The 14589-nt window shown below is 43.9% G+C and carries 14 protein-coding genes and 2 riboswitches; of the genes, 11 read left to right on the top strand and 3 right to left on the bottom strand.

Going from position 1 to position 14589, the window contains the following annotated elements; genetic code table 11:
* The first annotated feature begins 91 nt into the window (after nt 1-91).
* Nucleotides 92-206, top strand: a riboswitch (SAM riboswitch).
* A gap of 215 nt (nt 207-421) precedes the next feature.
* From msrA to BLV00_RS04805, 4 genes are all read left to right on the top strand, one after another.
* Complete coding sequence (msrA, locus tag BLV00_RS04820) at nt 422-895, top strand: peptide-methionine (S)-S-oxide reductase MsrA (protein WP_093042987.1); 474 nt, start codon at nt 422-424, stop codon at nt 893-895.
* A gap of 190 nt (nt 896-1085) precedes the next feature.
* A complete protein-coding gene (locus BLV00_RS04815) occupies nt 1086-1514 on the top strand; it encodes a hypothetical protein (protein ID WP_093042985.1) in 429 nt (142 codons plus the stop codon).
* A 27-nt stretch (nt 1515-1541) separates the two neighbouring features.
* Nucleotides 1542-2450, top strand: a complete 909-nt coding sequence (locus BLV00_RS04810; protein WP_093042983.1) for an HD-GYP domain-containing protein — start codon at nt 1542-1544, stop codon at nt 2448-2450.
* A 396-nt stretch (nt 2451-2846) separates the two neighbouring features.
* Entirely contained in the window at nt 2847-4256 is a 1410-nt protein-coding gene (locus BLV00_RS04805; RefSeq protein WP_093042981.1) for a hypothetical protein, read from the top strand.
* Nucleotides 4257-4951: 695 nt separating this feature from the next.
* Here BLV00_RS04805 and BLV00_RS04795 read toward each other — a convergent pair.
* Nucleotides 4952-6064, bottom strand: coding sequence for a methionine biosynthesis PLP-dependent protein (locus BLV00_RS04795; protein ID WP_093042977.1), 1113 nt, complete (start codon nt 6062-6064; stop codon nt 4952-4954).
* Between the two features lie 79 nt (nt 6065-6143).
* Nucleotides 6144-6253: riboswitch (SAM riboswitch) on the bottom strand.
* Between the two features lie 114 nt (nt 6254-6367).
* Entirely contained in the window at nt 6368-6880 is a 513-nt protein-coding gene (locus BLV00_RS04790) for a DUF3231 family protein (protein WP_093042975.1), read from the bottom strand.
* Nucleotides 6881-7024: 144 nt separating this feature from the next.
* Between BLV00_RS04790 and BLV00_RS04785 the strand changes: the two genes are divergently transcribed.
* Together BLV00_RS04785 and BLV00_RS04780 are read left to right on the top strand one after the other, a co-directional pair.
* On the top strand, nt 7025-7495 hold the full coding sequence (locus BLV00_RS04785) for a DUF2188 domain-containing protein (RefSeq protein WP_093042973.1): 471 nt from the start codon (nt 7025-7027) through the stop codon (nt 7493-7495).
* A gap of 198 nt (nt 7496-7693) precedes the next feature.
* Complete coding sequence (locus BLV00_RS04780; RefSeq protein ID WP_093042971.1) at nt 7694-8737, top strand: M14 family metallopeptidase; 1044 nt, start codon at nt 7694-7696, stop codon at nt 8735-8737.
* Nucleotides 8738-8783: 46 nt separating this feature from the next.
* On the opposite strand, the gene BLV00_RS04775 is transcribed toward BLV00_RS04780, so the two are convergent.
* The gene (locus BLV00_RS04775; protein ID WP_093042969.1) at nt 8784-9770 is read right to left on the bottom strand and encodes an acrylyl-CoA reductase family protein; all 987 of its coding nucleotides are present in this window, start codon (nt 9768-9770) and stop codon (nt 8784-8786) included.
* A 300-nt stretch (nt 9771-10070) separates the two neighbouring features.
* Between BLV00_RS04775 and BLV00_RS04770 the strand changes: the two genes are divergently transcribed.
* From BLV00_RS04770 to hypD, 5 genes are read left to right on the top strand one after another with little or no spacing between them, the layout of a single operon-like run.
* Nucleotides 10071-10322: a hydrogenase maturation nickel metallochaperone HypA gene (locus BLV00_RS04770; RefSeq protein ID WP_093042967.1), complete on the top strand. Its 252-nt coding sequence runs from the start codon at nt 10071-10073 to the stop codon at nt 10320-10322.
* Entirely contained in the window at nt 10315-10998 is a 684-nt protein-coding gene (gene hypB / locus BLV00_RS04765) for a hydrogenase nickel incorporation protein HypB (RefSeq protein ID WP_245728826.1), read from the top strand. Before BLV00_RS04770 ends, hypB begins: the two co-directional genes overlap by 8 nt.
* Nucleotides 10941-13283, top strand: coding sequence for a carbamoyltransferase HypF (gene hypF, locus BLV00_RS04760; protein WP_093042965.1), 2343 nt, complete (start codon nt 10941-10943; stop codon nt 13281-13283). The genes hypB and hypF overlap by 58 nt, the downstream gene beginning before the upstream one ends.
* Nucleotides 13252-13470 carry a HypC/HybG/HupF family hydrogenase formation chaperone gene (locus tag BLV00_RS04755; RefSeq protein WP_093042963.1) on the top strand — a complete coding sequence of 73 codons (219 nt, stop codon included), beginning with the start codon at nt 13252-13254 and terminating at the stop codon, nt 13468-13470. Before hypF ends, BLV00_RS04755 begins: the two co-directional genes overlap by 32 nt.
* The gene (hypD, locus tag BLV00_RS04750) at nt 13467-14585 is read left to right on the top strand and encodes a hydrogenase formation protein HypD (RefSeq protein WP_093042961.1); all 1119 of its coding nucleotides are present in this window, start codon (nt 13467-13469) and stop codon (nt 14583-14585) included. Before BLV00_RS04755 ends, hypD begins: the two co-directional genes overlap by 4 nt.
* Nucleotides 14586-14589 lie beyond the last annotated feature (4 nt).

Below are 14589 nucleotides of genomic sequence, written 5' to 3'. Positions count from 1 at the left end.
AAAGTATTCGAAAAAAATGGTTTTTATCTCTTTACTTCGGCATAGAGTTTATTGTAAGATAAGAATTACAAATTTAAATACTATCGTTAACTTCTTATCCAGAGAGGCGGAGGGACTGGCCCTTTGATGCCCGGCAACCATCGAATTTTTTTAATAATTCGAACGGTGCCAATTCCTGCAGGATGAATGATCCTGAAAGATGAGAGGACGTATGCATAAACGTACGGATCCCTTTCTTTTGGATAAGAGAGGGATCTTTTTGTACTTTAAGAAAATTTAACGTTAGTTAAAGGATTAAAGTATAAGAAATACTTAGGCTTTTGCCATAAGACTTGGCGAGAAGCCAAGTTTTTCTAAACGTATAAAGCCTCGTCAATCTCTTGCGAAAGAAGTTACGTGAGTGGAAAGGAAGCGATGAGTGATGGCAACAGCAGTATTTGCAGCAGGATGTTTTTGGGGAGTAGAAGCATGGTTTGAAAGAATAAATGGAGTAGAACAGACAAGAGTAGGATACAGTGGGGGTAACGTCGAAAGCCCTTCTTATGAATTAGTGAAAACAGGTAAAACCGGCCATGCAGAATCAGTGAAGGTCGATTTCGATCCTGAAAAAATATCTTATGAGGCACTTATTGATGCATTTTTTGAATGTCATAACCCGACGACACGTAATCGTCAGGGAGAAGACATCGGTTCTCAATATCGTTCTATCATTTTTTATACTAATGAAAGGCAACTGCAGGCAGCCCAGCAAAAGTTGATCGAATGGAACCAAAAGGGTGTTTTCAAAACGGAGATTGTTACAGAAATTGAAGCAGCAGGCCCTTTTTATGACGCTGAAGAGTATCACCAAAAATACTTACAAAAGAATGGAACTGCTTCTTGCGGAATCGTGTGAGTCAATCACACGATTTTTTTATCGCTATTTTTTGACTGTGATAGAGTTTTTTTGCGATTTTTGTCATAAATTCCAAGATAATGTTAAGTTTACAAGAAATTTTCCGATATAAAAGCTGATTGGTTCAAGGTACCGAGTGACAACTTAGATGATATAAAAGCAGAAAACAAATTAACAGGAGGTTTGACAAATGATGAAAAAGTTAGTTGGAATGATGCTTTTATCTATTGTTTTGGCATTATCCACGGGGGTTAATGTATTCGCTGCAGATTCAGAAGACGAAAAAACGGAAACAGCATTAAAGCTTGTGGACGCAACCAACAGCCAAATTGAATGGTTGATTGAAAAAGCCCAAGAGGCAGGAGACGTACTTCAAAAAGATTACTTAGCGGATATGGAAACAATTGAAGATGAAGAGGAAGCGGCTGCACGTACAGAAAAATATAATCAAGACCTGGATTTACTGATTGATGTCCTGGATCATACAACACGAACATTGACACAAACCACGATTGCCACTGTCGGTGAACTCGGAGTAACCGCTGAGTGTGAATGGGTACTTGTCGAAATCGCAGACAGGCAGGTATGGATTGATCCTGTGCGAGTAGTAGGCGTATGATTTTACGGTTTGTAAGGAGGAGTGAATGTGGAAGGCATCAAAATAGCTAAAAGCGGCTCATACCTAGATAAATATAAAGTAAGCTCCCATGAACTCAGCCTGTTAGAGCATGGTGATGGAGTAGAAATCATGCTTCAAACCGTATATGAAAATAATATATTTTATATTTATCCAAGCGAAAATAAAGAGGTAATGGAGTTTTTCTATATTTTAAACGGAGAGCTTCAAGGTGAAGTGGAAGGACGTAAGATTAATCTTAAGGCTAATGATTATTTTTCTGCAAAAAAACTTTCCTCACCTGTACATTTTACAGCAAACAGTGACACCAGATATTTATGGGTGATAACAGAGCCTACATTTAAAAATGTAAGTGACTATATAAAGAAGCTGAAAGATATCGTCTACACAGTAGAAAGAAAAGATCGATATACTTACATGCATAGTAAAAGGGTCGCTCATTATACAGTAAAAGTAGCTCAAAAGCTTAATTTGAATAAACAGCAATTAGAAGATGCGCATTTAGCTGCTGAACTGCATGATGTAGGAAAGATAAGTATTCCTGAAGAAATTCTGAATAAGCCTGGTAAACTCACTACGAGAGAATTCGACCTTATTAAAAAGCATCCTGGTGAAGGTGCGGATATGGTAGGAAAAACTTATTATAAAGACCTCGCGCCTATCATCATCCAGCACCATGAACGCCTGGATGGTTCTGGGTACCCGTATGGTCTGACCGGGGAAGAGATTAGTCTTGAAGCAAAAATCATTGCTGTTTGTGATACATTTGATGCGATGACGGAAGATCGTACATATCGCAAAGCTTTCCCAGCAGAATACGCAATTGAAGAAATTAAAAGTCTTGTAGGCATCCATTATGAGCCTGAGATCGTATCTGTATTTGAAGAGGTATTGAAAGAAGAAGGAAAATTAATATAAATAAAAAGCATCCCGAATCCGGGGTGCTTTTTATTGTGTAGTAAAATTTAATGATATTGTGGATAACATTTTGTAGTGGGCTGAATCCAGCTCCAGCGCCTATCCCCTCGAGGTCTTAAGTCAATCCTCTCTGTGATTAGGAAAACTCGGCTTATCGCCAATGGTTTATTGCGAAAGCCTTCGTTTTACTTATACTTTAAACCTTTATAAAACTTAATTGGAATGAAAGTACAAAAAACGTCACGACGAGGCTTGGCTTAAGCTTGTCGGGGGTGAGCAAGGCGCTTGCGGTTTTGTTCTTGGCTCCAGCGAAAATTGGGAGGGCACACACGCTTATAGGCATATGCACATATGATACTCCAAAATCGGGTTATTGACTCGAAAGGAGACATCAAGATGGTATTGACTGCAGCTCATTGGGTTTATGCAATTGTGACGCTCGCTGTCATTTTTACCATGATATTCAGAAAGGGAGTTGTTCTACCGACATTACTCGGTACTTTTCTGGTCGCATGGGTGTATAATGGCAGTCTCGTCAGTGGGTTCACGTCTGTATTTAATGCAAACTTGACCGCTGCAAAAGAGTTATTCAGTATTTTCCTCATCATTACATTCATGGTCGCTTTACTGCATGCATTAAAAGATTTAGGTGCCGATCGTCAAATGATTGCACCCATTCAAAAAGTGATGACAAATGGCCATATCGCCTTTGTCATGCTGATTATTGTAACGTTTGTCATCTCGTTATTTTTCTGGCCGACACCGGCTGTACCTTTGATATGTGCGCTGCTTGTGCCCGCAGCCGTAAGGGCAGGACTTCCAGTAATGGGAGCGGCGATGATTGTCGCTTTATCCGGGCAAGGCATGGCCTTGTCTTCTGACTATGTCATCCAGGTGGCTCCAATGCTCAGTGCCAAATCGGCTGGTATAGAAACAGCGGCAGTCGCTGATAAAGCACTGCTTCTATCGGTAATTACGGGTGCTGTTGCAATTGGCATCGCATATATGATGATTCGAAAACAAATACGTAAGCCGAATGATCCACAGAATGAAGAGGCATTGAATACTCTTCCCGGTGGCCATACAAAAGCAGCTGCTTCCTCTTCCCGGGGAAAAGTATTTGCTATTGTTGTGCCGCTTTCTATGCTCTTTGTTATGTTGTATATGGCTTACACGAAATTCAGTGGCGGCAGGATGGGTGGTTTTGAAGGAGGGGATGGTGCTGCTTTCATTGGCGGTGTGGCCGTATTATTGCTATCTTTCGCCACTCTTGCTTTTGGAAAAAGTAAAGCGCTGGACCGTATTTCCGAGCATATTACAGACGGTTTTGTTTTTGCATTTAAGGCGATGGGTCCCGTTATTCCGATAGCAGGTTTTTTCTTCCTTGGAAGCGGAGATTTTGCCGGAAGCATTATGTCATTAGGAGAAGAGGCTAGTCCGGCATTTTTGTTCGACCTTGTGCAGGCAGGACAAAATGTGATTCCTGAAAATATGGTCCTTTCCGCCTTCGGTATTTTGATTATTGGAATGATTACCGGGCTGGATGGTTCTGGTTTTTCAGGGCTGCCCTTGACAGGTGCGTTATCCGGAGCACTTGCTTCAGGCAATGTCGATCCTGCCACACTGGCAGCAATCGGGCAGATGGGTTCGATTTGGGTTGGTGGAGGTACATTGATTGCATGGTCATCCCTGGTAGCTGTTGCCGGTTTCTGTGGCGTTTCGGTAATGGAACTGGTCCGCAAAAACTTCTTCCCAGTAATCATGGGGCTAATCATATCCACCACCCTCGCCTTGTTCATATGGTGAATTAATATAAAGAAGAACAGCATTTCGTTGCTGTTCTTTTTTATATTAGTGTCGTTCTTACAGTTAAGCTCCCTTTAATTGAAGGCTCAATTTCAAGACTTTAGGTTGCAATGATGGTGGCTGGAAAAACGGATCGCTTTCCGTAGGTATGAGGTGAGCTTCCTCAGGCTTCACCTTACGGGATCTCACCGCTCATGTTCATCCCACAGGACTTTGAATTTGCATCTTAAATAATCACCGCACGAAGAAAACGCATAGCATTTTCGAGGATTCTCGCCGTTTTCCCAGCCACTATGCAAGGATTATAATCTCGAGACTCCTCTAAAAAAATGATGTGTATTTGAAGCAGAAAATACAATCAATTCGGCATTAGAGCAGGGAATCTTCTCGAAATTAAATAGTACATTCAAGGTGATTTCGATATGCTTATTCGGCAAGGGGCGTGGGGGAAGGGTGAGACTCCTGCGGGAAAGGATAGACTGGCAAGACCCCGCAGAGCTTTAGCTGGAGGAGGCCTTGCCGTCTTCCCCGCGGAAAGCGAATCCTTCCCCAACGCCCCTAACCTCCCCAAACAATATCTCGAAATCAAGTCTTCGACTTTACGGCTCTTTAATTGAATAAGCCTTATATGAAAAATCAACAACAACGTTTAACAGAGCCATATCAATTCGTAAAAATGGGCGATCCACTTAAATTCAGGCTTGCTGGTGGGAAGCTTCTAATGCCTGTTGTAAATCCTGTAATAGGTCTTCTATATTTTCAATACCTACAGACATACGAAGCAGCCGGTTACAGACTCCGTAACTGCTGCGGACTTCTTCTGGAATATCGTAATGGGTCTGGGTAGCTGGATAGGTTATGAATGTCTCTGTACCGCCCAGGCTTTCCGCGAAAGTGATGAGCTTCAATTGCTCAAGAAGATGGGGGACAGAACTTTCTTTTTTTACGCGAAAAGAAACCATGCCTCCCTGCCCGGGATAAAGGACACCATGGATAAAAGCACTGCGTTCGAGAAATTCGACCATTCGTTTAGCGTTTTCCTCGTGTTGACGCATACGCAGGCCTAAAGTTTTAAGGCCTCTCATCAATAACCAGCTGTCAAAAGGAGATAGCACCGCTCCGGAAGAATTTTGCTCCAGACGAAGCTCTTCTAAATATTTCTCATCCTTGGCAACGACTAGCCCTGCCAGGACATCATTATGACCGCCTAAATATTTGGTTCCACTGTGAATGACAATATCTGCTCCTTGTTCAAGAGGCCTCTGCAAATATGGGGTGTAAAACGTATTGTCCACAATTAATACAATCCCATTTCGTTGGGCAATCTGAGCAAGTGATTCAATATTAACCTGGGTCATCAACGGATTGGTCGGTGTTTCGATAAATAATCCTTTGGTGCGTTCGGTAATAGCTTGTTCAAAATCTGCTGGATCCGAGCTATTTACATAACAGAATTGCAAGCCGAATTTTTTAAAATGAGTTTCAAAAATACGATAGGAGCCTCCGTAAACATCTTTTGTAACGATGAATTCATCTCCCGGTTCAAAAATGGAGAAAGTAGCCTGGATGGCGGCCATCCCCGAGCTGAAAGCAAGACCTCCAGACCCGTTTTCTAAATCAGCGATAGCCTGTTCTAATAAGTCCCTGGTAGGATTCCCGGTTCGCGAATAATCGTATCCGGTTGATTTTCCTATACCTTCATGGCGATAAGCAGTAGAAAAATATACGGGAGGGTTCACCGCTCCTGTTGTAGTTTCGCTGCGGTTTCCTGTTTGTGCTAATGTCGTATCAAGATGATATGTCCCCATGATTCCGTCTCCTTTATCGTAAAATAAAAAAATCAGCTCTCGAGAAGAAGAGCTGATTTATCCGTAAATTAGCCACTTCTTCTTATTTTTCAAACGGCTTAGCCGTTCGCTGGATGTAGCACCTCACCGTAATTCGGCAGGTTGCTGAAGCTTCGTCGGTCCAGTTCCCTCAGCTTCTCTTCATAAGAATAGTGAATATTCAATTGATTTAATTTCCAACATACAGGAATTTTGAATATTATGCAATCATTTTTTGAAAAAAATTAGGCAGACCATTTATCTTAAGTGGTCTGCCTTTGCTGGTTAAACAGGTTCTGGTACTTTGGTGTGCATTGGCGGTGTCACTAACCAGCCTTTTTCTTTATTGAGTCGAAGTGCTTTTGCAGCTGCCTGGGCTTTATTCATGTGGAACTGTCCAAACATCATAGCGACATCTTCCCTTGTGCACTGTCCCATGACGGTACTGCATGAAACCAGTCCTGCTGCTAAATCGGCTGAAACTTGGGCGCTGATTTCGGGGTCATTGAACCGGGCACCTACAGGGATATCCTCAAGTGTCGCATTTGAGCGTTCTGGAGCTGATGGAGGCAATGCGATTCCATTGGTTTTTAAAATTTCCTCAATGCTTTCTGATTCATGCTTGATGCCTTCGATTAGCTCCTCAAGCAACTTCATCAATTCTTTATCACCAGTATGGTTCATAAACGTTTGATAACGTGTGTAATTACCTTTTGCAACTGTCAAATAGGACCACATTCCAAACACTTCCCCGTAATGAAGGGGCTGTTCTTTAGGATCGCCTGTTAATATACCCATTGGAAACACTCCTTTTAAATTTGTGGTACACAAGTAGTATTCATATGTTGTAATAAACGTATACCTTCCTAAAACAGGCAGCGATGTTTATAAATGCAGCCAACGCGGAACATAATAAACAAATATGACGTGGAGGTGAGCATAATGCCTTGGGATAAGAAGGATTATCCAAGCTCATTAAAAAACTTGAACACTGCTGTGAGGAATAAAGCAATTGATATTGCGAATGCTATGGTAGATGAAGGTTATGATGAAAACCGTGCGATCCCTATTGCTACCAGTCAGGCGAAGGAATGGTATGATAATGCTTCCAAAAAAGAAATCAACGAAATGAAGGACGCCGACGATAAAGAGTTGAAGGAACGTGACGAAGAAGATAAACAATATGACAATCGGCCTGAATTATTGAACCGTGGCGAGCATGTTGTCGCACATGATGACGGCTGGGCTGTCCAGGCGAAAGGCGCCAAAAAGCCAGACCAGGTATTCGATAATAAAGACGAAGCGATCAAGCGCGCTAAAGAAATTGCTGAAAATAAAGGAACAAAAGCAGTCATCCATAAGAAAAACGGTGACGTCCAGAACGAACACAGTTATGAGAATAGCAATAAATAAGGTAAGCAGACCTTCACATGAGGGTCTGTTTTCTTATTGAATAGTATTTTTGGGAGTTGTATGTAAAACGTATAGGTCCAAGGCATCTTTTTGTTAGGGCGATGTTCCTGACTTTAGTTTTTTTGACAGGATTCCCCGAAAACCGTCTAGAAAGGTCACAAGGAACCCCGAATAAAATGACGAAAGGATGGATGGATCTTGAAAAGAAAAGCATTGAATATCGCATTATCTGGAGTACTGCTCAGTTCTGGAGTAGTGTTAGGAACAGGTGTAAACTCTGTAAGTGCGGATGGACCGAACTACAATGGTAATGAAACGATTCAGAATGAACGGTTGCATTCCTATAGCGAAATGGTAAAGCTTCTTGAAAGGGTCGATCAACAGTCCGAAAACCTGACTTTAGAAGTATATGGGCAGTCCGTAAAAGATAGGGACTTGTATCTTGCAAAATTTGGGGAAAATGAAGAAAATCCAACGATTTTGTTTTTGACCCAGCAGCATGGGAACGAAACATTGACCACAGAAGCTGCCTTGAAAATGATCCAATACTTAAGCACAAATAGCAAGGAAGTCCAAAATATCCTTGAGAATGTCAATGTTTTGATAGCACCGCGGCTGAATGTCGATGGGGCAGAAGGAGATGTTAACTTCCCACTCGATGATTATGTCTCCGGTACACATACCCGCTACAACGCAAATGGTGTAGATCTGAACCGTGATCATGTTGACCGTGAGCAGCCGGAAACAAAAGCTTTGCATGAAAATGTCCTGCAAAAATACAGCCCGGACTACATGATCGACCTTCATCATCAAGGAACACAGGTGACCAAAGGTGAAGACGGACCACTAGTTTCAGGCTCCATTCTTTACCCAACCAATGAAACGGTCGATTCTGAGGTTTTGGAAGGCTCTAAGAAGCTTGGTGCAGTTGTCTATGATGCGGTAGAATCGAAAGGATATGGTACATTATCCAAGTATCCTGGCGGAACTGCCAACACCATCAGTCGAAATGGGCTGGCGAATGAGTATGGTATTTCTACTTTGTTATTTGAAATGCGAGGGATGGCCGATCATTATCGTGAAGACTATGTATTAGGCCAAAAAAGTAACGGCTACCTGATCCAGCAGGGCGTAGTAACGATGAAGGCGGCTTTGAAAGCGATCGCTGATGACTCGATTGAAGATGCCGATACATCTTTCTGGGATACGTTAACACAAAGCTATTATCATGGAGAAGAATAATTAAAGAGAGCGCCTGCATTAATTGCAGGCGCTCTGATTTTATTGGTTATAACTTTACGATGTTCCTTCCACGGGCTTTTCCTTCCAGGAGAGTATGGATCGTTTCTGGCAACTCTTCTAAGGTTACTTCATTTTTCATTTGCTCAAATAGTCCTTCTGGTTTCAAATCAGTCGCCATACGGTTCCAGATTTGCCTGCGAATCGTCATTGGGCATTGGACGGAATCGACGCCAAGCAGGCTGACCCCACGTAAGATGAACGGGAAGACAGTTGTCGGTACGTCCGTTCCAGCTGTCAGGCCGCTGACAGCAACTGCACCGCTGTATTGGAGCTTACTTAAGATGGCAGCCAGGTTATTGCCACCGGTGGCATCGACTGCTCCGGCCCAAAGCTGTTTGTCCAATGGCTTGATTTTGCCACTATAGACAGCTTCCCGGGAGATGACCTCTTTTGCCCCTAGTTCTTTTAAATAACTATGTTCGCTTTCTTTTCCGGTACTGGCCACCACGCAATAACCGAGTTTAGCCAGCATCGCGATAGCCATACTGCCAACCCCGCCGGTCGCACCAGTGACAAGTATGGCGCCATCCTCCGGCCTGATTCCCGCTTCCTCCAGTCGGTGGACGGATAACGCAGCCGTGAACCCTGCTGTGCCGTAGATCATCGATTCCTCAAGCGTCAGCCCTTCTGGCAGTTCAACAATCCATTCTGATGGAATTCGGGCGTATTCACTGTAGCCGCCATCCTTGGCAACTCCGATGTCATAACTGGTTGCAATCACTTTGTCCCCTTCACGGAATTGTTCTGAATGGGACTCGACTACCTCACCGGAAAGGTCGATTCCTGGCGTCAACGGATATTTCTGTGCAATTTTACTATTTTTCACACTCGCCATTGCATCCTTATAGTTGACACTAGAATAATGAACTTTGATTACTACGTCGCCTTCAGATAAATCCTCCAGTTCCAGTTCTTCTATGCCTGATGAAAATTCTTCTTCTTGCTGGTTGACTCGAAAAGCTTTGAATGTCATTTATAACTCCCCTTTCCTTATCTATCAGTCTAGCATTTGTTTACCCTGCTTACAGTTCTCGCACACTGCACCTTAAGTAGGATTTAATCTAGGTACACCAGCCTTAACCGCCTCCCATAGAATAGCTTTACAAGCATAAAATAAGTGGATATTGTTCGTCGTCCGGTAAACCGTAATATCCATTCCAGAAGTTTAGAAGCCAGTAAACGTGCTTGCCTTTTTTATTTGCAGGAATGTATGCAAGTGATAATATTTTTTAATTTTACATACGATGTACTATGGATGAAATAGGTGAGCGCAATGCATGAAGTTAGTCTGATCTATGAAGTGTTAGTACATGTGGAACAAGCATCAAGACAGGAAGGAATGGATAAGGTTACGACGATCAAATTAACGATTGGTAACCAGATGATGGTCATGCCTGAGGCGCTGCAGTTTGCCTTTGATACGCTGCGGAAGGAACCGGCAGCTGAAGCAGAGCTGAAATGGGAGATTGTCGAAGGAAATGATTTTTATATCGATTATATTGAAGGAGAGGAAGCAAGTGACTAAACATATCCCCATGAAACAGGATGTGCTCCAAACCAATAAGACATATGCAGAGCAGAATCGTACCCGTTTTTATGATGAAAATATCTTCACGATTAATTTGATCAGCAGCCCAGGTTCAGGGAAAACCTCTGTCCTGGAAAAAACAATCGAGCATTTGAAAACTTTCATGAATATCGGAGTGATTGAAGGGGATGTGGCAACTGACTTAGATGCGGCCCGTATTGCGAAACACAATGTAAAGGCGGTGCAGATCAATACGCACGGAGCCTGCCACCTGGATGCCAAAATGGTAGCAGGGGTGCTTTCTCGGTTTCCATTGAATGAGATTGATCTGATGGTGATCGAGAATGTCGGCAACCTTGTCTGTCCAGCAGCGTTCGATTTAGGCGAGCATGTGGATGTCGCGCTGCTAAGCACCACAGAAGGTGTCGATAAGGTGGTTAAATATCCAACTGTTTTTGAAAAAGCTGATGTCATTCTTCTGAATAAAATAGATTTACTGCCTTATGTAGGATTTGATTTGAAGCAATTCAGAGATGATGTCCAACAGCTCAATCCAGATGCCCCGATTTTTGAATTATCCGCACACAATGGAGAAGGGATCGGGAGGTGGACTAAGTGGCTAAAGGAAAGCTGGGTGGCGCAAACACAGGTAAAAGACTTCGACTGGACGTGACAGGTGTCGTTCAGGGGGTAGGTTTTCGTCCCTACATTTATCGGCTGGCTCAGAAGAACCACCTGACTGGATTTGTCCTTAACAATGCTGGAAAAGTATCCATTGAAGTGGAAGGAAGAAAAGGAGACATTGATGCTTTCTACCATGCTTTGAAAACAGAGACAGCTGCGCCGGCCCGGATCGATGCTCTCAAAGGTAAAGTGCTGTTTCCTTCGGGAGATGAAAATTTCTCAATCAAGCAAAGTGAAAAGAATGATAAAGCTGCCACCGCTTTTCCGGCCGACCTAGCTGTTTGTGAGGAATGTCTCGCAGAAATTCACGATGAGACAAGCCGTTATTATCAGTATCCGTTCACCAGCTGTACGTACTGCGGTCCAAGGTATACGGTGATTGAGAAACTTCCCTATGACCGGAAAACTACCTCCATGAGCACGTTTGTATTATGTGAAGATTGCCAGCAAGTATATGAAGACCCGAATAATAGGCGTTTTCATGCCCAGACGATCGCTTGTCCTGTCTGTGGGCCGCAGATGAAGTTTGTCAATGAAAATGGAAAAGAGCAGGAGAATGATTGGCTGCGGAGAGCTGCCGATGTCCTGGGCACTAATGGCACGCTTGCAGTAAAAGGAATCGGCGGTTTCCATTTGATGTGCAACGCCTTGAGCAAACAAGCTATTGAACGCTTGCGAAAACGAAAGAATCGTCCGAGCAAGCCGCTTGCTTTAATGGCAGGGGACATCAACGTAATCGAACAGTATTTTAATCTCGATGAAACGGAACGCAAAGCGTTGAAATCCCCACAGGCTCCAATCGTCTTGCTTACTCCTAAACAAAAAGCGAAGGAAGCCCTGCCTTTGGATGCAATTGCCCCTGGCTTGTACAGAATTGGAGTGATGATGGCTTATACCCCGCTCCACCACTTGCTATTCACCCAAGGTCCTGAGTTGATCATAGCAACGAGTGGCAACCGAAGCGGTCTTCCTATTGCCAAAACAAATGATGAGGCCCTGACCCAGTTGAAGGGGATGGTTGAAGGCTTTTTGATACATGACCGCGCTATTGTCACTCGTATTGATGATTCGGTGGGCCAAAGCATGAACGGGCAATTTTCTCTGATCAGAAGAGCGAGAGGGTTCGTCCCTGACTCGATCTCCATTCCCACAAGTGGGGAAGCACCTGCTGTTCTGGGGGCAGGGGCAGAAATGAAGAACACTTTTTGCGTTTTAGACAACGATAAAGCATTGCTCAGTCAGCACATCGGAGATATCGATAGTTTAGAAAGTCTAGCAAGCTATCAGGAGCGGCTGGATCATGTGCTGTCCCTGTCGGAAAAAAATCCGGAAGTGATCGCTTACGATCCCCATCCTGCTTATATGATTTCAAAGGAGCTAACCGCTGGCCTGGAAAATCCCTTACCTGTCTATCACCATCATGCCCATATGGCTGCTTGCATGGCTGAACACCAGCTGGAAACCCCTGTCATTGGTTGCATTCTTGATGGGACCGGATATGGAACAGACGGCACGATGTGGGGATTTGAAATACTCACCGGAGACTATAGCAATTTCGAGCGCAATGTCCATCTGCAACCCGTTAGTCTTCCAGGTGGAGAAGCAGCAATCCGTCATCCATGGATGATGGCAGTTTCACTGATTTACGAAGCTGTAGAGGATAAAGAAATGGCGAGTAAAACTGCAGCGGAACTTTTTACGGAATATCAGGTCCCTCTTGTAGCTGCTCAATTACAAGGAAGTCAGGGGATTCGGGTGAGCAGCGCGGGAAGATTGTTTGACGCGGTAGCTGCGATGCTTGGTTTATGTAAAAAAAGTTCGTATGAAGGGGAAGCCGCTGTTCTGTTGAGTGAAATGATGGAGAAGCAATCCTTAGAACCCGAGACTTCAGACATTTATGAGTTTACGATCGCTCAAGGAGAATGGAAGATTGATGGAATGATCCAGGGAATTCTGGCAGATATCCATCACGGTATAGCAAAAGAGACGATTGCAGCAAAGTTTCATCATACGATTGCTGAAATGGTTTGCGCGGGAGTTTGTATCGCTGCAGGGGAAACGAGTAAACTTCCGGTTGTACTAAGTGGCGGAGTGTGGCAGAACCGATATCTCGTAAAAGTTACGAAGCATCTGCTCGAACAGCATGGATATTCCGAATTCACTCATCGGCAGGTGCCAGCAGGAGATGGCAACATCGCTTTGGGGCAAGCGGCTGTAGCAAAATGGAGGTGTAGCAAAAATAATGTGTCTATCAATGCCGGCAAGGGTCGTTGAAATTGGGGAGAAAAAATGTACCGCTATTGTTGATTATTTAGGAAGCAGGATCATGGTGGGCGTGGAATTACTTGAGGCGGTGGAAACCGGACAGTATGTGCTGGTGCATGCAGGAGAAGCAATCCAGGTCATTGACGAAGAACAGGCCATACAATCATTAGATTTTTGGAAGGAGCTGTTGGAATGAACCTGTTGGCTTATCGTAATGGTCCATTGTTCAAGCGACTTTTCCGCAAGGCAGCACCTCTGTTAAAAGAACAACACGAACGCGTGGGGAGAAAGCTCAATTTCATGGAAGTGTGCGGTACTCATACGGTCGCTTTTTCAAAAACCGGAGTAAGAGATTTGCTGGCTCCTTATGTCAATCTGATCAGCGGTCCCGGTTGCCCTGTCTGTGTTACGGATCAAAGCGATATTGATCAAATGATTGCCTATGCGAAATGTGAGGACGTCATCGTAACGACTTTCGGAGATATGATGAAGGTGCCGGGGACAAAGTCGAACTTATACCAGGAGCGGGCGAATGGGGCGGATATCCGCATCGTACATGCTCCGTCACAAGCGTTAGAAATCGCAAAAGATAATCCCGGTAAGCGGGTCGTTTTTTTAGGAGTAGGATTTGAAACGACTGCCCCCAGTATTGCGCTGACGTTGAAAAAAGCCAAAGACCAGGAAGTAGATAACTATTATGTCTATGCCGCCCATAAGCTGACACCTCCTGCTGTGGAATCTCTGCTTCAAGATAGTGACCATAAAATTGACGGCTTTGTACTGCCTGGTCACGTGTCAGTGATTATCGGCCGTGATGGCTGGCGAGGCCTGGAAAAGTACAATGTTCCGGCTGTCATCAGTGGATTTGAACCGATTGATTTATTGACATCGGTCGTATTATTGCTGAAGGAAATGGAGAAGCCGATGCGTGTCATCCAAAATAATTATCAACGAAATGTAAGGGAATTCGGTAATGAACGCGCTAAGCATTTACTTGGTGAAGTGTTTAAAGTCCATTCTCCCTCCTGGCGGGGATTTGGCAAGCTTCCGGAAAGTGGGCTGACCATTCATTCTGATTATGAGAAGTTTGATGCCAGGAAAAACATTCTCGCTGTCAAGCCGAAGTCGAGGGTGGTGAAAGGGTGCCGTTGCGGAGAAATTGTGAAAGGGAAAGAGGGGCCGTTTGATTGCAAGCTGTTCGCCACAGCCTGTACGCCGGATAATCCTCTCGGACCATGCATGGTATCTTCCGAGGGCACCTGCTCGACCTACTATCAATATGAACGGCAAAAGCATTCGTTGTCCAAATGAAGGA

Origin of the sequence: Thalassobacillus cyri, from assembly GCF_900107755.1 — a bacterium.
GTDB lineage: Bacteria > Bacillota > Bacilli > Bacillales > Halobacillaceae > Thalassobacillus > Thalassobacillus cyri.
The sequence above is the reverse complement of the archived record's forward strand: the minus strand, read 5'-3'. Positions and strand labels throughout refer to the sequence as shown.

What these genes read in the sequence shown, in the direction of transcription:
- msrA (WP_093042987.1), top strand. Translation starts at nt 422, where the DNA reads ATGGCAACAGCAGTATTTGCAGCAGGATGTTTTTGGGGAGTAGAAGCA.
- BLV00_RS04815 (WP_093042985.1), top strand. Translation starts at nt 1,086, where the DNA reads ATGATGAAAAAGTTAGTTGGAATGATGCTTTTATCTATTGTTTTGGCA.
- BLV00_RS04805 (WP_093042981.1), top strand. Translation starts at nt 2,847, where the DNA reads ATGGTATTGACTGCAGCTCATTGGGTTTATGCAATTGTGACGCTCGCT.
- BLV00_RS04795 (WP_093042977.1), bottom strand. Translation starts at nt 6,064, where the DNA reads ATGGGGACATATCATCTTGATACGACATTAGCACAAACAGGAAACCGC.
- BLV00_RS04790 (WP_093042975.1), bottom strand. Translation starts at nt 6,880, where the DNA reads ATGGGTATATTAACAGGCGATCCTAAAGAACAGCCCCTTCATTACGGG.
- BLV00_RS04785 (WP_093042973.1), top strand. Translation starts at nt 7,025, where the DNA reads ATGCCTTGGGATAAGAAGGATTATCCAAGCTCATTAAAAAACTTGAAC.
- BLV00_RS04775 (WP_093042969.1), bottom strand. Translation starts at nt 9,770, where the DNA reads ATGACATTCAAAGCTTTTCGAGTCAACCAGCAAGAAGAAGAATTTTCA.
- BLV00_RS04770 (WP_093042967.1), top strand. Translation starts at nt 10,071, where the DNA reads ATGCATGAAGTTAGTCTGATCTATGAAGTGTTAGTACATGTGGAACAA.
- BLV00_RS04755 (WP_093042963.1), top strand. Translation starts at nt 13,252, where the DNA reads ATGTGTCTATCAATGCCGGCAAGGGTCGTTGAAATTGGGGAGAAAAAA.
- hypD (WP_093042961.1), top strand. Translation starts at nt 13,467, where the DNA reads ATGAACCTGTTGGCTTATCGTAATGGTCCATTGTTCAAGCGACTTTTC.